Below are 20,627 nucleotides of genomic sequence, written 5' to 3' on the forward strand. Positions count from 1 at the left end.
GCGGCCTGCGTCAGCGCCCGCCGGGACGGCCGGCCGGCTCCGGCAGCGGCCCGCCGGGGCAGCGGGCGCCTTCGGCGGGCAGCACGCCGTCGAGCAGGTAGGCCTCGACGGCCGCGTCGACACACGGGTTGTGGTTCTGGAACTGGCCGTGGTCACCGCCGTCCACCGTGAGCAGCCGGGAGCCGGCCAGTCCGCGGTGGGCGCGCACCGCGGACTCGTAGTACGTCGCGGGGTCGTTCGTCGAGTTCAGCATGAGTACGGGTGGCAGCCCTTCACCTGTGACCCTGACACGGTGCGTCCGGGTGCGCGGCCAGTTCGCGCAGACCGAGGCGAAGGCCAGCTCGCGCGCACCGGCCAGCGGGTGGGCGGCCGTGTCCCGGGCGCTGAGCTCCTCCCAGTAACGGGCGTCCCGTGTCCAGGGGGTGTCCTGACAGGTGACCGAGAAGAAGTCGGCGGCGAAGTCGGCGCCCAGGGGGTGCGCGAGCCGAGCCGCCACGGTCTTGCGCACGTCCGCCGGAGCCTCCTGCGGGTGGGCGAGGACCCCGAGGAGCACGGCGAGGCCCTCGAAACCCTCCCGCGCGTTGTAGACCGAGTCCGTCGTCGCCGCGTCGAGGTGGTTGGGGGTGACGACCGTTCCCTCGATGTCGAGCGGGTGGGCGCCCAGGGCGGCCCGCAGCCGCTCGAAGGCGGCCCCGGCCTCGGCGGGGGTGGCGCCCTGGTGGTAGGTGGCGTCGTGCGCGGCCAGCCAGGGCAGGAAGTCCTCCTCGAACCTGCGCTGGAAGCTCATCGGCTGACCGGTCATGAACGACTGCCAGGTACCGGTGAAGTCGACGTTGCTGTCGAGCACCACCCGCTCCACGCGGCCCGGGAACTCGGTGGCGTAGTACGCGCCGAGGAACGTCGCGTAGGAGGGGCCGTAGTACGAGACCTTCGGAGCCCCGAGGAGTTCCCGGTACAGGTCCATGTCGTGCACCGCCTGATCGGTGGTGATGTACGGGAGCAGGTCCCCCGAGCGGCGCCCGCAGTCCTGTGCGAAGCCCCGCGCCCGGTCGACGGTGTGCCGCACTGCCTCGGGGGACCGGTCGCGCAGGTCGCCGCTGGCGAACAGGGCGTCGACGGTGTCCTGGTCCGAGCAGGTGACACGGGTGCTCGCGCCGACACCGCGCTGGTCGAAGCCGACGATGTCGTACGCGGCCGCCAAGTGGGGGCTGTACGAGGCCAGTCGCGCGGGCCGGCCGAGCCCCGACGCGCCGGGGCCGCCCGCCGCGACCATCAGCACGCCCCGGCGTGCGGCCGGGTCGGCCGCGCGGAGCCGGTCGACCTCCACGTGCAGGTCCGGCCCGGCGCCCGGGCGGTACCAGTCCCGGGGCACGGTCATCGTGGCGCACTCCAGCGGTCCCGTCGCGCACGGGTGCCAGTCGAGCCGCTGGTGGCGGTAGCGGTCCGGGACCGGGGGAGCGGCCCCCGCCGGCGCGGCGCCCGCCGCGGTGGCGGGCAGTGCGGCGGCGGCCAGCACACCGCACAGGGCGGTCGCCGCCCACGTCGCGGACTTCCTGAACAAGCGCATTTCTTCCTCTTCCCCCTCGTACCTCCTGGACGCTCAGATCGTCGCCCGCGCGCGCCGGGTGCTTCGATCCCCCTGGCACCCGGATCGGGGGTGGTGACAGGACCACCCCGGCCGTCCCCTCCGCCGGGGGCCGTTCGGGGAACCCGCCGGGTCACACGCGGACAACTGTCCAATTTCTTCTACGATGGGCGCTTTGTCGGTGGTTGCTAGGAGGAGTCCCATGCCCCTGAACCCTGTCCGGGCGGTCTTCGAGGACCGGCCCGTCCCTACCCTGCGCCTGCTCGCGACGCTGCTGGCCTCCGCCGTCCTCGCCACCACCGCCCCCGCACTCGCCTCGGCCCCCCCGCCCGGCGACACCCACCACGAGGGCCCCGTACTCGGCGAGGGCCCCGTACCCGGCGAGGCCGCCGTGCTCGGCGAGGACCACGCCCGCGCCCACGCCGGCCGCAGGAAGGCCGCCGACGCGATGCGCGGATACCCGCAGTCGCGGCGCACCGCCGGCCTCGCCTCGCTGGGCGCCTCGCAGCGGCGGCTCAACGCCACCTTCGCCGCTTCGAAGTGGGGCCGCTTCACGGACTACTTCGCCTCGCCCGACTTCGGCGTGCACGTGGCCCAGCTGCCCACGGGCAAGGTGCTGCTCTTCTCCTTCGAACGGGTGGAGGTCGACCCCACCAAGGAGACCGGCCCCACCGACCGCCTCGGCCGCACCAACGCCGGCCGGGCCTACCTGTGGGACCCTGCCAAGGGCACCGGCGCCCGGGCGTTCAAGAAGGTGCCGCCGCCGACCGTGCTGATGCCGGACGGCACCTACGCCCCGCGCCCCGCCCCCTTCTTCTGCGCGGGCCACTCCTACCTGCCCAACGGCATGGTCGGCGTCTTCGGCGGCAACGGCGGCGGCAAGGGCGGTACGGGGGCCAGGCTCTCCTTCGTCTTCGACCCGTGGACCGAGACCTGGTTCCGCAACCGGGACATGGCGGTGGGCCGCTGGTACCCCTCCGTCGTCACCGGGGCCGACGGCCGGCAGCTGATCATGTCGGGGCAGGACGAGCGGGGCAGCGGACACCCCACCCCGCTGGTCGAGCGCTTCCCGGCGCGCGGTCACCGGGTGCCCTGGCGCCCGTACGAGATCCCGGCGGGCGTCCCCGCGGAACGGTTCGCGGCCGACGCCCCGTTCCGCAACGACTACCCGCACCTGTTCTCGCTGCGCGACGGCATGATCTACGGTCTCGGCCGTGACGCCGACCAGCAGTGGGTGTTCGACCCGGTCAAGGAGACCCGGACCGATCTGCCGCGGCGGCCCGCCGACTTCCGCGGCTACGGCTCCGCCGTGCCGCTGCCCGCGGGCCTGCGCGGTCCGGACTCCGTGCTGGTGCTCGGCGGCGACCCGCTCGACCCGTCCACGTACCGGCTGTCCGGCGGCGCGTGGACCACCGACACCCCCCGGGCCTTCGGCCGCACCCAGGACGACACGCTGATCCTCCCGGACGCCACCCTGCTCACCGTCAACGGGGCGCTCGACACCAGGAACTACGGTTACGGGCCGTTCAACCCGAAGGCCGACCTCAAGTACCGGCAGATCGAACTGCGCGACGCGCACGGCCACTGGAGGCTCGGACCGGCCCAGCGGCTGCCCCGCGGCTACCACTCCAACGCCCTGGTCATGCCCGACGGGCGGGTGATGGTCACCGGTGACGAACTCCAGCAGATCGCCAACGACCCCGACATCGCGGACGGCATGGACGGCAGCATCGAGCTCTACGAGCCGCCCTACCTGCACCGCGGCCCCCGTCCCGCCCTGGACCGGGCGCCGCGCGGCGAACTCGCCTACGACGCCGAGTTCCAGGTCCGCACCTCCACCCCCGCGGCCGTGGCGCGTGCCGTCCTGCTGGCCCCGACGACCGTGACGCACGCCGTGAACACCAGTCAGCGCCACCTGGAACTGCGCATCAGCGCCGTCCGGGGCGACACCGTCACCCTGCGCACCCCGCCCGGCGCGGCCGACGCGCCGCCGGGCTACTACATGCTGTTCCTGCTCAGCGCCGAGGGCGTCCCGAGCCCGGCGCAATGGATCAAACTGGGTCCCCGGCCGAGCGGCCGCTGAGGGCCCGCGGCAGCGGCCGCCGCAGGCCGCTGCCGGCTACTCGAAGCGGTCCGTGTCGCCCGCGCCGTAGCGGACGATCTCGGCCCCGCCGCCCGAGAAGTCGATGACCGTGGTCGGCTTCGTCCCGCAGTCGCCCGAGTCGACGACGATGTCCACGACGTGGTCGAGCCGCTCCTTGATCTCCCAGCCCTGGGTCATCGGCTCGGACTCGTCGGGCAGCAGCAGGCTGCTGGACAGCAGCGGCTCGCCGATCTCCGCGAGCAGGGCCTGGACGACCGTGTGGTCCGGGATGCGGACCCCGACCGTCTTCTTCTTGGGGTGCAGCAGCTGGCGCGGCACTTCCTTGGTGGCGGGCAGGATGAAGGTGTAGCTGCCCGGAGTGGCCGCCTTGATAGCGCGGAACACGTCGTTGTCGATCTGCACGAACTGCCCCAGCTGCGCGAAGTTCTGGCAGACGAGGGTGAAGTGGTGCCGGTCGTCGAGGTCGCGGATGGAGCGGATCCGGTCGAGGCCGTCACGGTTGCCGAGCTGGCAGCCCAGCGCGTACAGGGAATCGGTCGGGTACGCGACGAGCGCGCCGGAGCGGATGCCGTCTGCCACGTTGCCGATCGTGCGCGCTTGCGGGTTCTCGGGGTGCACATCGAAGTACTTCGCCATCCGCCGAGCCTACGGGATGCCCCGGCCCCGCCGTTCCACACGTCGGCGCGGCGCCCCCGGTCACGGCCCCGCCAACCCGTCGCGCTGGTCCGTCCGGACGGCATCGTGGCGTGGCGAACGGGTCAGGGACCCGGCCCGGGGGCTCCGCTCGCCCACTGTCGAACCAGACACCCGCCCGCCAGTACGAGTGGAATCCATGGAGTGCCCCCGTGTCCACAGAACCCACCGTTCCCGGAACCAGCACCGCAGCCGACGCCCCCGGCGCCGCACCGCGGCCCGATCCACGCCGCTGGTGGATCCTCGCGGTGATCGGCCTCGCCCAGGTCATGGTCGTCCTGGACGCAACCGTCGTGAACATCGCCCTGCCCTCCGCCCAGGCCGACATCGGTTTCTCCGACGGCCGGCGCCAGTGGGTGGTGACCGCCTACGCCATGGCCTTCGGCAGCCTGCTGCTGCTCGGCGGCAGACTCGCCGACCTGTTCGGGCGGCGGCGGGCCTTCATCATCGGCCAGGCCGGATTCGCGGTGTCCTCGGCGGTCGGCGGCTCCGCGGCCGGCTTCGGTCTGCTGGTCGGCGCCCGCGCCTGCCAGGGCGTGTTCGCGGCGCTGCTGGCGCCCGCGGCCCTCTCGTTGCTCACCACCACGTTCACCGCCCCCGCGGAACGGGCCCGGGCCTTCGGCGTCTTCGGCGCCCTGGCCTCCTCCGGCGGGGCGGTGGGACTCTTGCTGGGCGGCGTACTCACCGAGCACCTCAGCTGGCGCTCCACCCTGTACGTGAACGTGCTCTTCGCCGTCGCCGCCGTGATCGGGGCACTTCTGCTGCTCCCGCCGCAGCCCGCCGCCACCCGGACCCGGCTGGACCTGCCCGGTACCGCCCTGGCCTCCACGGGCGTGTTCTGCCTCGTCTACGGACTCGCCGAGGCGGGCTCCCGGGGCTGGCTCTCCCTGCGCGCCGGGGGCTTCCTGTGCGCCGGCGTCCTGCTGATCGCCGCGTTCGCCGTGTGGCAGGGCCGCTCCACGCATCCCCTGCTGCCCCTGCGGATCGTGCGCGACCGGGTCCGGGGCGCGGCACTGCTCGCCATGTTCATCGCCGGCGTCGCCACCTTCGGGGTGTTCCTGTTCCTGACGTTCTACCTCCAGCACACCCGGGGCTACAGCCCGGCCATGACCGGTCTGGCGTTCCTGCCGATGTCCGGCGCGATCATGTTCAGTGCGATGGGCAGCGGCACGGCCCTGCTGCGCAAGGTCGGCGGACGCACGCGCGTCGCAGGCGGCATGCTGCTGGCGGCGGGCGGGATGGCATGGCTGACCCGCCTCTCCGTCGACGGGTCCTACATGATCGAGGTGCTGCCGGCCCAGATCGCCTCCGGCCTCGGTGTGGGACTGCTGACGGCGGCGGCCATGAACCTCGCCACCGCGGGCATCGCGCCAGGGGAGGCCGGAGCCGGCTCGGCCGCCGTCAACTCGATGCGCCAGATCGGGGGCTCGGTCGGCACGGCGCTGATGAGCACCTTCGCGGCCGCCGCGACCGCCGGCTACCTGGCCACGCACCGGCAGCCCGGGCCGCTCACCGCGGGCCGGGCTGCTGTGGAGGGGTGTCACGCCGCGTTCACGGCCTCGGCCGCGGTCTTCGCCGCCGGAGCCGTCCTGACGTGGTTCATGCTGCCCGAGGGTCTCTCGGTGGAGCGGGGCGGCCCCGGCCGCCCCGCGCAGTCCAGGGCCTCAGACGCAGTTCGCGATTGAGCTGCGGATGCGGTCGCCGGTCGAGAAGTGCTTGACCTTGCAGTGGTTGACGCCGATGCCGCCGTCGACCTGTCCGTAGCCGGGGCCGATGGTCAGGACGCTGTCGTTCTGGCCGCGGACCCGGTCGTCGCCGGGACCGCCCAGGACGACGCCTGCGGACTCCGAGCCCACCGAGGCGGGCTCGATGATGTCGTCGCCGGCGCCGCCGAGCACCCGGCCGCCGAGGTCGACGCTGTTCGTGCGGATCCGGTCGTTGCCGTCGTTGCCGAAGACCTGACCGCCGCCGCGCTCGTACGCGCCCTGCGGGCCCATCACGCTGCCGGTGGTGATGGTGTCGTTGCCGTGGTCGCCGTACACGGCGGCTCCGTGGGCCGCCGTGCCGACGACGAGGGCGGTGATGATCGTGTCGTTGCCCAGGCCGCCGCGCACCGTCGAATTGCCGCTCCGCGGGTAGAGGTTGTTGACCTGGAGCGTGTCGTCACCCTCGCCGCCGAGCACCTGGGCGTCGATGAGCATGCCCTTCACCCGGATGTTGTCGTTGCCGCCCTTGCCGTCGATGATGGCGTTCTCGACGTCGTTCTCGCACACGATCGTGTCGGGCCCGTCCGTGCCCTCCACCACCGGTCCGGGGCGGGCCTCCTGGCCGTTGACGTAGCACCAGTGGGACGGCAGGGGGTCGGCGGCGGCCTGGGCGGGCCCCGCCGCGAGCGAGGCGGAGGCGGCCACCGTGGCGGCCAGGGCGTACGTCGCGGTGCGAAGCGTGCGGCGCGTGCGCAGCATTGAGTCTCCCGAGCGTGGTGTGGGGGTGGAAGGGGAACGGTGTCCCGGCCGCGGAGGCAGGTCCGTGGGCCGCCCGTCGGTCAGGACGGGCCGTGGCGCAGCGGTGTCAGCTGCTCGATGTCGTAGCGCGCCCGCAGTTCCCCGATCGCCGAGGCGTCCGGTGAGGGGTTGGCGTCGAGCAGTTCGAGCAGCTCCTCGAAGTACCGTTCGTGGTCGGGCGGGGGAGATGCCTGGAAGAACATCCGGGCCGGTTCCCCCGTGGGGTTGGCGAAGGCGTGCGGACAGCCGGGCGGTACGACGATGACCGTCCCCGGGGTCGCCCGGACGACCCGGCGGCCGTCGAGCGACTCCCAGCGTCGCCAGTCGTCGCCGCTTCGGACGCGAGGCTCGAACGCCATGACGTCGAGTTCACCCTCCAGGACGTAGAACAGCTCCTCGCTGCGCGTGTGGAGGTGCGCCCCGACGTCGAATCCGGGCGGTACGACGACCTCGAAGCTGGAGGCGACCCGCGAGTGCTCGCCCGTCACCTTGAAGGTGACCTGCTGGGCGGCGGTGTGCAGGGTGCGGCCGTGTCCGGGCGGTACCAGCAGTCCGTTGCGGGCCAGGTGCGCCGTCACGACCAGGTCACCGGCAGGGCCTCGGGGCCGCGGATCAGCGCCCCCGGCCGCCAGCCCAGTTCCGCCACCGGCACCGCGAACCGCGGGTCGGGGAAACGGTCCAGCAGCGCGTTCACGAGCAGCTCCGACTCCATCCGGGCCAGCATGTTGCCGGGGCAGAAGTGCGGCCCGTAGCCGAAGGAGACGTGCGCGTTCGGCGTACGGTCCGGCCGGATCTCGTCGGGGTCGGGGAAGACCTCCGGGTCCCGGTTCGCGGCGAGGTAGGAGACGTACACCGCCTCGCCCGCGCGGATGACCTGGCCGGCGACCTCGACGTCCTCCAGGGCGATCCGGGACAGTCCGACCGAGTTGCGGTGCGGGATGTAGCGCAGGAGTTCGTTGACGGCCGTGGGCCGCAGGTCCGGCGCGGCGCGCAGCTCGTCCATCAGTTCCGGCCGGGTGAGCAGGATGTACACCATGTTGCCGACGTTGTTGGTGACGGCCTCGCCGCCGATCTGCAGGAGCAGGGCCACCCCGACGGCCTCCTCCTCGGTGACCTCGCCGGCCTCGACGGCCGCGGCGAGCAGGCCGATGACGTCGCCCGCCTCACCGGCCCCGCCCCCGTCGCCCGCGGCGCCGCGGCCGGCCCGCAGCCGCTCGCCCAGGTAGCCGCACATCCGCGTCTTCGCCTGCTCGCTGCGCTCGGCGCCCTGGGCGGAGGACAGGATCATGGCGGTCCATTCGTGGACCTGCGGGCGGTCCCGCTCCGGAACGCCCATCAGCTCGCAGACCACCGCGAGCGGGAACGGCGCCAGCAGCCGCTCCGTGAGGTCCGCGGGTGGCCCGTCGCGCAGGATCGCGTCGACGAGTCCGTCCAGCATCTGCTGCGCCCTGGTCCGCAGGCGTTCCACGCCCGCGGTGGTGAACGCGGCGGCGACGGTGCGGCGCAGCCGCGTGTGGTCGGGCGGGTCCTGCAGACCGACCGCGCCGGGCGCCGGGATGAAGTGGGGTGCCAGGCGGGTGACGTCGTGCTCCATGACCAGCTTGCGGCTGAACCGGGGGTCGTTGGCGACCATCCGCACGTCGTCGTACCGGCAGACGAGCCAGGCCCAGCCACTCCCGTTGGGGAGTGTGATGCGGGAGATCGGCCCCGCGCGCATCAGCTCGGTGAGGACGGGGTCGAAGTCGACCCCGTCCAGGTCCAGGGCGGGCCAGTGCGTGACGGGTGGCCTAGAGGTGGCGGGGCCGTCCTTCAGCATCGTTCGGATTCCTCCCTCACGGGGTCGCCGGCTCCGAAGTCCAGCTCCCGATCGAGATCTCGGCGGTGATGCCGGGCCCGAACCCGGCGAGCATGCCCTTGGCGGCATGGGCGGTGCCGTTCTCGTCGAAGAGCCGGCGAAGGGCGTCCAGGACCACGGCGCTTGCGATGTTGCCGTATTCCGTCAGTGTGGCCCGACTGAAGCGGAATGCCTCGGCAGGCACACCGAGGTACTTGCTGAGGTCGTCCAGGATCCTCGGGCCACCGGCATGGATGATGTAGAAATCCAGTGCCGAGGCATTCCACCCGTGGGCCTGGGCGAGGCGTTTGAGGGACGGGGCCAGCGGTTCCATCGTTCCCGGGACGCGCCGGTCGAGCTTGAAGTGGAACCCGGTGGCCTTGACGTCGTACATGATCCAGTCCTCCGTCTCCGGGATGATGTACGACCCGTTGCGGTGGAGGTCCATGCCCGTGCCGCCCCGGCCGCGGACGACGGCGGCGCCGACGCCGTCACCGAAGAGGCCGTTGGAGAGCAGGTTGCCGACCTCCAGGTCGCTCGGCTGGTAGCAGAGCGAGCAGAACTCGCAGGAGACGATCAGCGCGTTCGACGCCGGGTAGGCGGTGCAGAAGTCGTGCGCGCGGTTGACGGCAGCACCGCCGGCCGCACATCCCAGCTGGGCGATGGGCAGCTGTCTCGTGTCGGTGCGGAAGCCCATCGTGTTGATCATCCACGCGGTCAGCGACGGCATCAGGAAGCCGGTGCACGACACGAAGATGATCAGATCGATGTCCTCGGGACGCAGCTGCGCGTCGTCGAGGGCCGCGCGTACCACCGCCGGTATCCGGGCCTTGGCCTCGGCCTCGTAGACGGCGTTGCGCTGTTCGAGACCGGGGTGCCGCAAGGTCTCCTCGATGGGACGCACGATGTGCCGCTTCGCGACGCCGGTGTTCCGGATCAGTCGCAGCGCGAGGTCGAGCTGCGGGTGATCGGCGTGAACGGACCGGGCCAGATCCAGGGTCTGCTCCATGGTGATCACGTGCTCAGGCACGTGCACCGTTGGTCTGCACAGAGTCGCCACAGTCGGCTCTCCTTTCATTTCCCCGACAAAGCCTCACGGACCCGTGCCGGTTCCGCGCGTCGGACTCCGCTGCCGGCGACGTGGGCCATTGCGGTGAGAGTCGCGGCCGCAGGCAGCGGAGCGAGCCGGTGCCGGGAAGGGATCGTCAGCCGGATTCCCGGCGCAAACGCCTACCTGGAGTGACATCGAGGCTGGGAGACGACCATGACGACAGACCCCGACGCGGCCCTCGGGACGCGTCCGGACCCGCCCGCGGACGGGCCGGTGCACTGCTGGAACCTGGATGACCTCGAAGCACTGGAGTTCGACCCGTTCCTCCACGCCCGGCTCCGGGACGGCAGGGCCAGTCGGGTGAAACTGCCGTTCGGTGAGGGCAGCGCCTGGCTCATGGCGCGCTACGCCGACGTCAAGGCCGCCACGACCGACCCGCGCTTCAGCAGGCAGGAACTGGTCGGGCGCACGATCACCAGCTCCTCGCCGCACGCGATCGCCTCGCAGAAGGCGTCACTGAACTACGCCGACCCGCCCCGCCTGAACGACATGCGCCGCGTGGTGGCGCGGGCCTTCACCGGCAAGAGCATGCAGCGGCTGCGGCCCTCCGTACAGGCCACCGCCGACCACCTCCTGGACGGGATGGAAGCCCACGGCTCACCCGCCGACCTCGTGGAGCACCTGCACGGTCCCTTCCCGCTCGCGGCCGTCGCCGACCTCCTCGGGATGCCGCAGGAGATGCGCGAGGGCATGACCTCCTGGGCGAACGTGATCATGACGCCCGGTCCGGCCCCGGAGCGCAGCGCCGACGCGATGAAGACCGTCCGCGAGAGCGTCGTCGCCCTCCTCGCGCTGCGCCGCGCGGAGCCGGCCGGCGAGCCGGGCGAGGACCTCGCCTCCGTCCTCGCGGCCGCCGCCGACGAAGGGGAGATCACCGAAGCGGAGGCCGTCTCCCTCGCCACCGCGATCCTGGTGAGCGGCGCCCACGCGGTCCGCAACAACAGCGCCAACATGATCTACGCCCTGCTCACCCATCCGGAGCACATGGCCCGGCTGCGCGCCGAACCCGGGATGATCCCGCAGGCCGTCGACGAACTGCTGCGCTTCATCCCGCACCGCAGCGGCGTCGGCATCCCGCGGGTCGCCACCAGGGACGTGGAGATGGGCGGGGTCCTGATCCGGCAGGGGGAGGTCGTCTACTCCTCGTACCTCGCGGCCAACCGCGATCCGGCCGTCTTCCCGAACCCCGACGCGCTGGACTTCGACCGCGGCCCCATCGCGCACATGGCCTTCGGCAACGGGCCCCACCACTGCGTCGGCTCGATGCTCGCCCGGATGGAGTCGGAGATCATCGTCGCCACCCTGCTCGACCGGTACCCCAAGCTGGCGCTGGCGGTGCCGCCGGAGCAGATCGAATGGCAGCCCGGCGCCCTGATCCGCGGGCCCAAGACCCTGCCGGTGACCTGGTGATAAGCCACATCAAGGTGGTCCGCGGCAACCCGGACCACATAGAACTGGCGGCCCTCACGGCCGCCCTGGTCATGCTGGCGCGCAGCGCCCCCGCGGTCCACGGACACCACCACCACGGCCGCCCGCACCACCACCGCCGCCGTGCCCACTGGGACCGCCACTCGCCCGTCGTCCACCCCGCCAACTCCTGGCGCGCCCGGCCCCCGCTCCACAGGACGGGACACGACCAGACGGGCAGCCGCGTCTGAGCGAGGGCGCCCCCGCGCCCCCGCACGCCACCTAGGGGTCGCGGCCCCGGGTCCGGTCAGGGAGGGCTCGGGGGCCGCCCGGGGGCGTCCCCGACGCGGGGAGCGGCACGGCCCCAACATGATCAGGACATGACCAACATCAAGTGGCCGGGAGCCGCATTCGCCGTGGGACCGCTCTGCATGACCGTCTACGGGCTCATCCGGCTCACCGACGACGTGCACGGTCCGGGCTTCGCCTGGTCCACGAGCCACCTCGCCCTCCTCGCCGGCGTCCTCGCCTTCGTCCCCGTCTTCCTGCAACTGCGCCGTTCGGCGGCGCGCGGGCGCGGCGCGACCGGCCGGTGGTTCGCCGGCGCGGCGGCCGCGGCCGGACTGCTCGGCGTCGGGGCGGTGACGGCGCAGGCCGTGATCGACCTCGTCGTCGGGTTCCTGAGCGAGGACCGGGGCGCCATGAACGACCTCTTCCAGCGGATCCAGGACCAGCCCGGGGTCATGCCCGCCGTGTACACCGTCGGACCGGTGCTCTTCTACGTCGGCCTCGTGCTGCTGACGGTCTGGCTGGCGGCGCTGCGGCGGACCGAGGCCTGGCGGCCGGCGGTGATCGTGGCCGGCGTCGCCGCCATGGCGGTCAGCCTGGACCTGCTGCCCCTGGGCGGCCTGCTCTTCCTGCTGGCCCTCGCCCCGCTGGGTCGGCGCGCCCCGACCGGGCCGGCCGTCTGACGGCCCGTACGCGGTCACCGCCCGATCAGGGAATGACGATCAGGGAGTGCGGGGCGCGTGACGGGGCCGCGGGCAGCCGCAGGGGGCGCCGCCCCGGGGTGATCGAGCCCAGGACGCGCGGGCCGCGGGCCCCCGTGCATCCGGGCGCGTTGCCCGGCAGCCCGTGCAGCGTGAGGTATCCCAGCACCGCGAACGCGTAGGCCTCCTTCGCGGCGGCCGGCAGGCCGAGCTCGTCCGACGTGCGCAGCGCGGCGGGACCCAGCTCCGCGCGCAGCATCGCCGTCAGCGTCGGATTGCGGACGCCCCCGCCCGAGGCGAACACCTCCGTGGCCCCCAGCGGGCGCAGCGCGTCGGCGATGGTGGTCGCGGTGAGACGCGTCAGCGTGGCGATGAGGTCCTCGGGCGGGAGAGCGGCGAAGGCCGGGCCGGCCACGGTGGTCCGCAGGTAGTCGCGGTGGAAGAGCTCCTTGCCGGTCGTCCTGGGCCAGGGCATCCGGTAGTACGGCTCCGCCAACAGCCGCTCCAGCAACGGGTGGTGGACGCGTCCGGCCGCCGCGAGGGCGCCGTCCTCGTCGTACGCCAGCCGCCCGCCGGTCACCTCCCGCACCGCGGCGTCGATCAGCGCGTTGCCCGGGCCGGTGTCGAAGGCCACGGGGTCACCGCCCGACGGGACGACGGTCAGGTTCGCGATGCCGCCGATGTTCAGCGCGGCCGGGACACCGGGCCGCCCGCGCAGCAGCATCAGGTCGATCAGGCTCACCAGCGGCGCGCCCTGGCCGCCCGCCGCCACGTCGCGCGGGCGGAAACCGGAGACGACGGGGCAGCCGCTGCCCTCCGCGATCCAGGCCGGTTCGCCGAGCTGGAGCGTGCCCTCCACCCGGCCGTCCCGCGTCCAGTGGTACACGGTCTGGCCGTGGGAGGCGACCAACTCCGCCCGGCCTTCGCACAGTTCCCGGTCGGCGCGGACCGCCAGCCGGGCGAAGGACTGCCCGATCCGGGTGTCGAGGCGGCAGACGTCGGCCATCGTGGTCGCCGCGGGCGGCAGTGCGGCAGCCAGGGCCGCCCGTACGTCGTCGGGGTACGGTTCGCCGACCATCCCCAGCGGTGTCAGGCGCAGCGTCCCGTCCTCGGCGCTCAGGTCGGCGGCCGCGGCGTCGACGGCGTCGTACGAGGTCCCCGACATCAGGCCGATCACCCTCATCGCAGCGGCTCCCTGTGGCCGTCGCCGCGCAGGGTGGTCAGTGCGAGCGCGCTGACGGCGCACGCCGCGGCGGCGTACCAGGCGGGCACCGAGGCGTCCCCCGTGGCCGCGATCAGGGCGGTGATGACGAGGCCGGCGCAGCCCGAGAACACCGCGTTGGCCAGCGAGTAGGCGAGCCCCAGCCCGGTGCAGCGCGATCGGCGCGGGAACATCTCGGCGAGCATGGCCGGTCCCGGCCCCGCCATGAGGCCGACGAGCGCGCCCGCCACCAGCAGCGGGCCGGCCCGGGCCGCGGGGGAGAGGCCGGGGTCCCGCAGCGCGTGCAGCAGCGGGAAGGCCAGCAGTACGACGGCCAGGGCCCCGCCGAGCATGACCGGGCGCCGGCCGATCCGGTCGCTGAGCAGCCCGGCGGGCAGTACGCAGGCCGCGAAGCCGAGGTTCGCCAGGGCCGTGGCGGTCAGGGCTTCGCTGGTCGAGGAGCCCGCCGTGGACTGGAGGTAGGACGGCAGGACGACGAGGAACGCGTACCCGGCCGCCGACCAGCCCGTCACCCGGGCGATCGCGAGGGCGACCGCGCGCACGGGCCCCTCCCCGGGTGGCGCCGCCCCGGCAGGAACCGGCGCGGACGCCGGCGTCGGCTCCTCCAGGGCCGTGCGCAGCCACAGCGCGACCCCGCCGAGCGGCAGGGCCAGCAGGAACGGGATCCGCCACCCCCACGCCTGGAGGGCGGCGCCGGGCAGGACGCGGGCCACGGTGGCGGCCGTCGCCGCTCCCGCGAGCAGCCCGAGGGCGACGGTGAAGGACTGCCACGCCCCGTAGAGGCCGCGCCGGCCCGGCGGGGCGGATTCCGTCATCAGCGACACGGCGCCGCCGAACTCCCCGCCGGCCGACAGCCCCTGCACGACGCGCAACAGCGTGAGGAGCCACGGCGCGGCGGGACCGATGACGGCCCGGGTGGGCAGCAGCCCGATCGAGGTGGTGGCCAGCGTCATCAGGCCCACTACGAGCACCAGGACGGGCCGCCTGCCGAGACGGTCGCCCAGACGCCCGAACAGCAGCGCCCCCACCGGACGGAAGAAGAACGCGAGGGCGAACGAGGCGTACGTGGCGATCAACGCCGGGGCGCCCCCCGCCGTTCCCGCCGGAGGGGTGAAGAAATGGGTCGCGATCACCGTCGCGAAGCAGCCGTAGACGCCGAACTCGTACCACTCGACGAGATTGCCCGCCGAGCCGGCCAGCAGCGCGCGACGGGAGGCGGCGCGGTGCGGGGCCACCGGGAGCAGGGCGAGAGGGCTCACGCGTGCTGCGTGCCCGCCGGGCGGGGCCGCGACGCCGGGCGGCCCTACGGTTCAGCAGAAAGCAGCACCCGCATCGAAGGCTCGTTTATGCATCGAATCTGATTCCGCCGCTTCGCTTATGGCTGCGGGGGGTGGAAGCCGGCTCGCCGGTACGCGGAGACGGTGGGATGGTTTGGGGGAACGGCGAGGTGGTGCGGGCAGGCACGGGGTGTGCGCCACGGAGTGAACGGAAAGGGTTCGGGCCATGAGCACGTCCGACGCGTTCCGGGCCGAGATCCACAGCACGGAGGCGGATCCGGGGGCGACGGGCGGCCTGCTCGACGTACTGAGCCTCGCCGCGGTGGTCCTGGACGACCGCGGCCGCATCGTGTTCTGGAGCCCCCAGGCCGAGGACCTGTTCGGCTACTCCGCGCAGGAGGCGCTCGGGCGGCCCGCGGCGGCGCTGCTGGTGTCGGAGGAGAACCGCGGCCTGGTGATCGAACTGTTCACCCAGGTCATGCAGAGCGGCCGGCGCTGGGCCGGGAGCTTCCCCGTCCGGCACAAGGACGGCAGCGCCCGCCTCGTCGAGTTCCGCAACATGCGGCTCCAGGACGACCTCGGCGACTTCTACGCCCTCGGCATCGCCACCGACCACCCCACGCTGCGGCGTGTCGAGCGCGACCTGGCCCTGTCCCTGCGGCTGGTCTCCCAGTCCCCGATCGGCCTCGGCGTGACCGACACCGACCTGCGGTACGTGCTGGTCAACCCGGCGCTGGAGCACATCAACGGCCTGCCCGCCTCCGAACACATCGGCCGGACCATCCGCGAGGCGCTGTCCTTCCTGGACGTGGACGCCATCGAGTCCTCCATGCGGGAGGTGCTCGACACCGGCGTACCCCTCCTGGACCAGTTCGTCACCGGCCGCACCCCGGCCGACCCCGAGGAGCGGGCCTGGTCCGTGTCCTACTACCGGCTCGACGACGCGGCCGGGCACGCGCTGGGCGTGGCCGTCTCCGTGGTCGACGTGACCGAGCAGCACCGGGCCGCCGCCGACGCCGCCCGCGCCCGCCGCCGCCTGGCGGTGGTGGCGGACGCCTCCGTACGCATCGGCACCACGCTCGACCTGGAGCAGACCGCCCGGGAACTGGCCGAGGTGTGCGTACCCCAGCTCGCCGACGTCACCACCGTGGACGTGCTCGACAGCGTCCTGCACGGCCGCCGCACCACCGGCGAACCGGCCGGACCGGCCCGGTTCCGGGCCCTGGCGGTGGTCGCCGCCTACCCCACCGGAGCCGCGCAGGCCACCGACCCGGCCGGCGAACTCGCCCAGTACGACACCGACCGCGTGATCACCCACTGCGTGAACACCGGGCGCCCCGTCCTCCTGGCCCGCGTGAGCGGCCCCGACCTGCGCCGCATCGCCCGGGACGACAACGCGGCCGCCCTGCTGGCCGCGGCGGGGGTGCACTCCTACCTGGCGGTCCCGCTGGTGGCCCGCGGCGAGGTGATCGGCGCCGTCGGGATGATGCGCGCCCGCACGTCCGCCCCGTTCGACGAGGACGACGTCACCCTGGCGGTCGAACTGGCCGCGCGGGCGGCCGTCTGCGTCGACAACGCCCGGCTGTTCCAGAACCAGCGGCACGCCGCCCTCACCCTCCAGCGCAACCTGCTGCCGCACCAGCCGGCCCACCGGCTCGGCCTGGAGATCGCCCACCGCTACCAGCCCTCCGGCGCCACCAGCGAGATCGGCGGCGACTGGTTCGACGTCATCCCGCTCGCGGACGACAAGACCGCCCTCGTCATCGGCGACGTCATGGGCAGCGGCATCGCGGCCGCGGCCACCATGGGCCAGCTGCGCACCGCGACCCGGACCCTGACCCAGCTCGACCTCGACCCCTCCCAGGTCCTCCAGTACCTCGACCAGGCCGCCGCCGGCATGGAACACACCATCACCACCTGCGCCTACGCCGTCTACGACCCCCTGCGCTCCGAATGCCACATCTCCCTCGCCGGGCACCTTCCTCCGGTCCTGATGCGCCCCGGCCGGCTCCCGGAACTGCTCGACCTGCCCACCGGCGCCCCGCTCGGGGTGGGTGGCGTCCCCTTCCACACCACCCGGATCGCCCTCGCCCCCGACGACCAGCTCGTCCTCTACACCGACGGTCTCGTGGAGACCCGCGACCAGTCCCTCGACGAGCGCCTCGACCTCCTGCTCAGCCTGCTCGCCGGCCCCCACCGCCCCCTGGAGGCCACCTGCGACCTGCTCCTGCGCGCGCTGCGCCGCCCCGGCGACCACGACGACGTCGCCCTCCTCATGGCCCGCATCCTCCCGGTCGACCCCACGCTGCCCTGACCCGCGCCCCGCCGGCACGCCTGCGCCCCGCCGGCACGCCCGCGCCCCGCCGGCACGCCCGGGCGCAGCCGGCACGCCCGCGCCCCGCCGGCACGCCCGGGCGCAGCCGCGCTCCGCGCCGCGGCGCGGTCGGTTTCTTCGGCCGGTATGCGACCTACTGCGGGGGCGGGCCGGTCCCTACTATCCAAAGCGGTCCGGAACCCGCTCCGCCGTGCGGCCGGACGCCCCCACATCAGGCAAGGCCACCGACAACCGATCGGAGCATCATGCCCGGTGTCTTATTCGTGAGCGGTGCGACCGCCGCGCTCCTCGCCGGCTCAGCGCTGGTCCCCGCCGCACCCACTCCCTTCACCCCGCCGCCCGACAAGATCGTCATCGACGTCGCCTCGGTCAACGGATCCGGCTGTCCGCTCGGTACCGCCGCGGTCGCCCTCGCCCCCGACCACACCGCATTCACCGTCACCTACAGCCAGTACCTGGCGCAGGTGGGGCTCGGTTCCCAGCCGACCGACTTCCGCAAGAACTGCCAGATCAACCTGATCGTCCACGTGCCGCAGGGCTACTCCTACGCCGTCGCGAGCGCCGACTACCGCGGCTACGCGCATCTGGAGCGCGGCGCGCGAGCGACGCAGAAGGCGTCCTACTACTTCCAGGGCTCGCCCGACACGGCGAGCCGGACCCACGCGTTCAACGGCCCGTTCGACAACGACTGGCAGGTCACGGACTCCACGGACTGGGACCAGCTGGTGTGGGCGCCGTGCGGGGTGCAGCGCAACTTCAACATCAACACCGAGCTGCGCGTCAGCGCGGGTTCCTCGGACCCGGCGAAGACCAACAGCTTCGTCGCCATGGACTCCGCGGACGGTGACATCCGGACCGTCTACCACTTCGCCTGGAAGACCTGCCCCGAGCGCTGATCCCCCGTCAGCCGCATGCGGCGGCCGGGCACACCGGGGTTCGCGCGCCCGGCCGTGCCCGGCCGTCCGCCGCGGGCGAGGTGGCCGAATCCGACATAGGGGATTCCTGGCGTCTCGCTACGCGGTGGTAACTTCCGCCGAGTCGATCTTGACCGATCCCTCGTCACGGCTCTCGCCCAAGGAAGTACATTGCCCCGCCCATCGCTTCGCCGTCTCTCCTCCCTGCTCACCCGCGCGGCGGCCTCGGCCGTGCTGCTGGCCCTGCTGCCCGCCGGCGCGGCGGCGGCCGACCCCGGCTCGCCGACCCCGCACCTCGACGTGGTCGAAGGGACGCTCCGCCAGGTGTCCCCCGGACTCGAACGCCGGGTCTGGGAACGCACCGCGGGCAACCTCCTCGACGCCTCCTCCGCGGGCGGCGGCGACTGGCTGCTGCAGACCCCCGGCTGCTGGGGCGACGACACCTGCGCCACCCGCCCGGGCACCCGGCGCCTCCTGGCGAAGATCACCGAGGACGTCTCCCGGGCCACCGGCACCGTCGACGTCTCCACCCTCGCGCCGTTCCCCGACGGCGCGTTCCAGGACGCGCTCGTCGCGGGTCTCAAGGCCTCGGCGGCCCGCGGCAACAAGCTCAAGGTGCGCGTCCTCGTGGGGGCCGCGCCCGTCTACCACCTGAACGTGCTGCCCTCGAAGTACCGCGACGACCTCGTCGCCAGGCTCGGCGCCGCCGCCCCCTCCGTCGACCTCAACGTCGCGTCGATGACGACGTCGAAGACCGCGTTCTCCTGGAACCACTCCAAGATCCTCGTGGTCGACGGCCGGTCGGTGGTCAGCGGCGGAATCAACAGCTGGAAGGGCGACTACCTGGAGACCGCCCACCCGGTCGCCGACGTCGACATGGCCCTGACGGGCCCCGCGGCGGCGTCCGCGGGCCGGTACCTGGACGAGCTGTGGTCCTGGACCTGCCAGAACAAGGGCAACTTCGCCAGCGTCTGGTTCGCCTCCTCCAATGCCGCCGCCTGCATGCCCTCGCTCGCCGGTGACGAGGCCGCGCCGGCGGCCCCGGGCACCGTACCGGTCATCGCCGTCGGGGGACTGGGCGTGGACATCATGCGCGACGACCCCGCCTCCGCCTTCCGGCCGTCCCTGCCCACCGCCGCGGACACCAAGTGCGGAGTCGGCCTCCACGACAACACCAACGCCGACCGCGACTACGACACGGTCAACCCGGAGGAGAGCGTCCTGCGGACCCTGATCTCCAGCGCCGACCGGCACATCGAGATCTCGCAGCAGGACCTGAACGCGACCTGCCCGCCGCTGCCCCGCTACGACGTCCGCGTCTACGACGCCCTCGCCGCCAAGATGGCCGCAGGGGTCAAGGTCCGCATCGTGGTGAGCGATCCGGCCAACCGGGGAGCCGTCGGCAGCGGCGGATACTCCCAGATCAAGTCCCTCTCCGAGATCAGCGACACGCTGCGCGACCGGCTCTCGCTGCTGACGGGGGACCGGCGCACGGCCGGCGCCGCGATGTGCTCGAACCTCCAACTGGCCACCTTCCGCGCCGCGCAGAACCCGACGTGGGCGGACGGCCACCCGTACGCACAGCACCACAAGCTGATCTCGGTGGACGGCTCGGCCTTCTACATCGGCTCGAAGAACCTGTACCCGGCCTGGCTCCAGGACTTCGGCTACGTCGTGGAGAGTCCCGCCGCGGCCCGGCAGCTCGACGCGCAGCTGCTGGCCCCGCAGTGGCAGTACTCCAAGGCGACCGCCACGGTCGACTACGAACGGGGCATCTGCCAGGGGTGAGGTGACCGGGCCCTGCCGGTCCTAACGCCTGCGGGCGCGCCGCAGCCACAGACCGACGGCGGTCCCGGCGAGGGCCGTCACGGCCACCCCGGCCGTGGTCCACCACCAGCCGCTTCCGTCGCCGGACGCCTCGTCCGCCTCGGCGGCATCGGTCGCGGCCGGGGCGGAGCCCGCAGGAGACGGGGCGGAGCCCGCTGAGGAGGGCTCGGGACCCGCCGATGACGGCGACGCCGGGCCGGCCGGCGAGGGCGCGGCCGCGGACGGCCGGGGGTCGACCACCGGTACGGATACCTCCTTCTCGCCGTGTCCCAGGGCGGGGAAGCCCACGTCGACGGAGACCTTCCACGTTCCGGGCGGCAGCACCTCGGCCGTGCTCCACCCCGCACCGCCACCACCACCGGTATCACGGACCAACCGCCAGGGCCCCTCCGTGCGCGATCCGTCCGCACTCGTCGCGTTCACCGTGGCGGCGACCGCCTCGTCCACGGCGTCCCCGTCGTTCTCCCAGGTGACTTCGGTGGTGAGGTGGCCGTCCCGCTGGCCCGTGATCACGACCTTGACGGTGTCGCCGTGGGCGTGGGCGGCGGTGGGGGCCACGAGGGCCCGGGTAAGGGCCAGGGCCAGGAAACCGGCGGCGGTCAGGGCCTGGAAGGAGAGTCGTCTGCGTCGCATCGTCGTGGTGCTCCCGTTGCGGTGGGGTGGAGAACGAGAAAGAGGGGTGGGGAAGGAGGGGCGGAGCAGATGGGGGAGGGCAGTGGGGGGGGGGGGGCCGGCCCCCCCCCCCCCCCCCCCCCCCCCCCCCCCGCCCCCCCCCCGCACCCCCCCCCCCCCCCCCCCGCGGGCGCGGGGCGCGCCCCCGGCGCG

General features: G+C 73.4%; 17 protein-coding genes. 8 read left to right on the top strand and 9 right to left on the bottom strand.

The features are described from left to right. Nucleotides 1-10: 10 nt before the first annotated feature. Nucleotides 11-1,567 carry an alpha/beta hydrolase gene (locus ACIA6C_RS12160; protein WP_399274924.1) on the bottom strand — a complete coding sequence of 519 codons (1,557 nt, stop codon included), beginning with the start codon at nt 1,565-1,567 and terminating at the stop codon, nt 11-13. A gap of 220 nt (nt 1,568-1,787) precedes the next feature. Here ACIA6C_RS12160 and ACIA6C_RS12165 point away from each other — a divergent pair, with 220 nt between their 5' ends. Further along, the gene (locus ACIA6C_RS12165) at nt 1,788-3,668 is read left to right on the top strand and encodes a galactose oxidase-like domain-containing protein (RefSeq protein WP_399274926.1); all 1,881 of its coding nucleotides are present in this window, start codon (nt 1,788-1,790) and stop codon (nt 3,666-3,668) included. Between the two features lie 36 nt (nt 3,669-3,704). On the opposite strand, the gene ACIA6C_RS12170 is transcribed toward ACIA6C_RS12165, so the two are convergent. Next, nucleotides 3,705-4,325: an L-threonylcarbamoyladenylate synthase gene (locus ACIA6C_RS12170; RefSeq protein WP_361134730.1), complete on the bottom strand. Its 621-nt coding sequence runs from the start codon at nt 4,323-4,325 to the stop codon at nt 3,705-3,707. A gap of 209 nt (nt 4,326-4,534) precedes the next feature. On the opposite strand from ACIA6C_RS12170, the gene ACIA6C_RS12175 reads away from it, so the two are divergent. Beyond that, nucleotides 4,535-6,067 (top strand): DHA2 family efflux MFS transporter permease subunit, encoded by a 1,533-nt coding sequence (locus tag ACIA6C_RS12175; RefSeq protein ID WP_361134734.1) that lies wholly within the window; start codon nt 4,535-4,537, stop codon nt 6,065-6,067. Here the strand turns inward: ACIA6C_RS12175 and ACIA6C_RS12180 are convergent. The 4 genes from ACIA6C_RS12180 to ACIA6C_RS12195 all read right to left on the bottom strand — a co-directional run bounded on the left by ACIA6C_RS12180 (nt 6,047) and on the right by ACIA6C_RS12195 (nt 9,780). Beyond that, the gene (locus ACIA6C_RS12180) at nt 6,047-6,847 is read right to left on the bottom strand and encodes a hypothetical protein (protein WP_399274929.1); all 801 of its coding nucleotides are present in this window, start codon (nt 6,845-6,847) and stop codon (nt 6,047-6,049) included. The genes ACIA6C_RS12175 and ACIA6C_RS12180 overlap by 21 nt on opposite strands. Nucleotides 6,848-6,927: 80 nt before the next feature. After that, nucleotides 6,928-7,464, bottom strand: a complete 537-nt coding sequence (locus ACIA6C_RS12185) for a cupin domain-containing protein (RefSeq protein ID WP_366080544.1) — start codon at nt 7,462-7,464, stop codon at nt 6,928-6,930. After that, nucleotides 7,461-8,702 carry a cytochrome P450 gene (locus ACIA6C_RS12190; RefSeq protein WP_399274931.1) on the bottom strand — a complete coding sequence of 414 codons (1,242 nt, stop codon included), beginning with the start codon at nt 8,700-8,702 and terminating at the stop codon, nt 7,461-7,463. The genes ACIA6C_RS12185 and ACIA6C_RS12190 overlap by 4 nt, the downstream gene beginning before the upstream one ends. 16 nt (nt 8,703-8,718) lie before the next feature. Then, on the bottom strand, nt 8,719-9,780 hold the full coding sequence (locus ACIA6C_RS12195; protein WP_399274933.1) for a type III polyketide synthase: 1,062 nt from the start codon (nt 9,778-9,780) through the stop codon (nt 8,719-8,721). Nucleotides 9,781-9,984: 204 nt separating this feature from the next. Here ACIA6C_RS12195 and ACIA6C_RS12200 point away from each other — a divergent pair, with 204 nt between their 5' ends. The 3 genes from ACIA6C_RS12200 (at nt 9,985) to ACIA6C_RS12210 (ending at nt 12,209) form a co-directional block, all read left to right on the top strand. Next, on the top strand, nt 9,985-11,241 hold the full coding sequence (locus ACIA6C_RS12200; protein WP_366080547.1) for a cytochrome P450: 1,257 nt from the start codon (nt 9,985-9,987) through the stop codon (nt 11,239-11,241). Further along, on the top strand, nt 11,238-11,489 hold the full coding sequence (locus ACIA6C_RS12205) for an acyl-CoA carboxylase subunit epsilon (RefSeq protein ID WP_399274936.1): 252 nt from the start codon (nt 11,238-11,240) through the stop codon (nt 11,487-11,489). Before ACIA6C_RS12200 ends, ACIA6C_RS12205 begins: the two co-directional genes overlap by 4 nt. Before the next feature lie 129 nt (nt 11,490-11,618). After that, complete coding sequence (locus ACIA6C_RS12210) at nt 11,619-12,209, top strand: hypothetical protein (protein ID WP_399274938.1); 591 nt, start codon at nt 11,619-11,621, stop codon at nt 12,207-12,209. Nucleotides 12,210-12,234: 25 nt separating this feature from the next. On the opposite strand, the gene ACIA6C_RS12215 is transcribed toward ACIA6C_RS12210, so the two are convergent. Together ACIA6C_RS12215 and ACIA6C_RS12220 are read right to left on the bottom strand one after the other, a co-directional pair. After that, nucleotides 12,235-13,410, bottom strand: a complete 1,176-nt coding sequence (locus ACIA6C_RS12215) for an anhydro-N-acetylmuramic acid kinase (protein ID WP_399274940.1) — start codon at nt 13,408-13,410, stop codon at nt 12,235-12,237. Then, a complete protein-coding gene (locus ACIA6C_RS12220; protein ID WP_399274942.1) occupies nt 13,407-14,708 on the bottom strand; it encodes an MFS transporter in 1,302 nt (433 codons plus the stop codon). Before ACIA6C_RS12220 ends, ACIA6C_RS12215 begins: the two co-directional genes overlap by 4 nt. A gap of 244 nt (nt 14,709-14,952) precedes the next feature. On the opposite strand from ACIA6C_RS12220, the gene ACIA6C_RS12225 reads away from it, so the two are divergent. From ACIA6C_RS12225 to ACIA6C_RS12235, 3 genes are all read left to right on the top strand, one after another. Next, the gene (locus ACIA6C_RS12225; protein ID WP_366080552.1) at nt 14,953-17,040 is read left to right on the top strand and encodes a SpoIIE family protein phosphatase; all 2,088 of its coding nucleotides are present in this window, start codon (nt 14,953-14,955) and stop codon (nt 17,038-17,040) included. 266 nt (nt 17,041-17,306) lie between these two features. Beyond that, nucleotides 17,307-17,957 carry a DUF4360 domain-containing protein gene (locus ACIA6C_RS12230; RefSeq protein ID WP_366080553.1) on the top strand — a complete coding sequence of 217 codons (651 nt, stop codon included), beginning with the start codon at nt 17,307-17,309 and terminating at the stop codon, nt 17,955-17,957. A gap of 189 nt (nt 17,958-18,146) precedes the next feature. Next, on the top strand, nt 18,147-19,763 hold the full coding sequence (locus tag ACIA6C_RS12235; protein ID WP_399274945.1) for a phospholipase D-like domain-containing protein: 1,617 nt from the start codon (nt 18,147-18,149) through the stop codon (nt 19,761-19,763). Nucleotides 19,764-19,784: 21 nt separating this feature from the next. Here the strand turns inward: ACIA6C_RS12235 and ACIA6C_RS12240 are convergent, their stop codons facing one another. Then, nucleotides 19,785-20,435: a hypothetical protein gene (locus ACIA6C_RS12240; RefSeq protein ID WP_399274947.1), complete on the bottom strand. Its 651-nt coding sequence runs from the start codon at nt 20,433-20,435 to the stop codon at nt 19,785-19,787. Between the last annotated feature and the right edge of the window lie 192 nt (nt 20,436-20,627).

This window comes from Streptomyces sp. NPDC051578, assembly GCF_044454045.1.
Taxonomy (GTDB): domain Bacteria; phylum Actinomycetota; class Actinomycetes; order Streptomycetales; family Streptomycetaceae; genus Streptomyces.

Coding starts and splice junctions, on each gene's coding strand:
- ACIA6C_RS12240 (WP_399274947.1), bottom strand. CDS start 20,435: ATGCGACGCAGACGACTCTCCTTCCAGGCCCTGACCGCCGCCGGTTTC.
- ACIA6C_RS12230 (WP_366080553.1), top strand. CDS start 17,307: ATGCCCGGTGTCTTATTCGTGAGCGGTGCGACCGCCGCGCTCCTCGCC.
- ACIA6C_RS12160 (WP_399274924.1), bottom strand. CDS start 1,567: ATGCGCTTGTTCAGGAAGTCCGCGACGTGGGCGGCGACCGCCCTGTGC.
- ACIA6C_RS12180 (WP_399274929.1), bottom strand. CDS start 6,847: ATGCTGCGCACGCGCCGCACGCTTCGCACCGCGACGTACGCCCTGGCC.
- ACIA6C_RS12165 (WP_399274926.1), top strand. CDS start 1,788: ATGCCCCTGAACCCTGTCCGGGCGGTCTTCGAGGACCGGCCCGTCCCT.
- ACIA6C_RS12210 (WP_399274938.1), top strand. CDS start 11,619: ATGACCAACATCAAGTGGCCGGGAGCCGCATTCGCCGTGGGACCGCTC.
- ACIA6C_RS12225 (WP_366080552.1), top strand. CDS start 14,953: ATGAGCACGTCCGACGCGTTCCGGGCCGAGATCCACAGCACGGAGGCG.
- ACIA6C_RS12190 (WP_399274931.1), bottom strand. CDS start 8,702: ATGCTGAAGGACGGCCCCGCCACCTCTAGGCCACCCGTCACGCACTGG.
- ACIA6C_RS12170 (WP_361134730.1), bottom strand. CDS start 4,325: ATGGCGAAGTACTTCGATGTGCACCCCGAGAACCCGCAAGCGCGCACG.
- ACIA6C_RS12215 (WP_399274940.1), bottom strand. CDS start 13,410: ATGAGGGTGATCGGCCTGATGTCGGGGACCTCGTACGACGCCGTCGAC.
- ACIA6C_RS12200 (WP_366080547.1), top strand. CDS start 9,985: ATGACGACAGACCCCGACGCGGCCCTCGGGACGCGTCCGGACCCGCCC.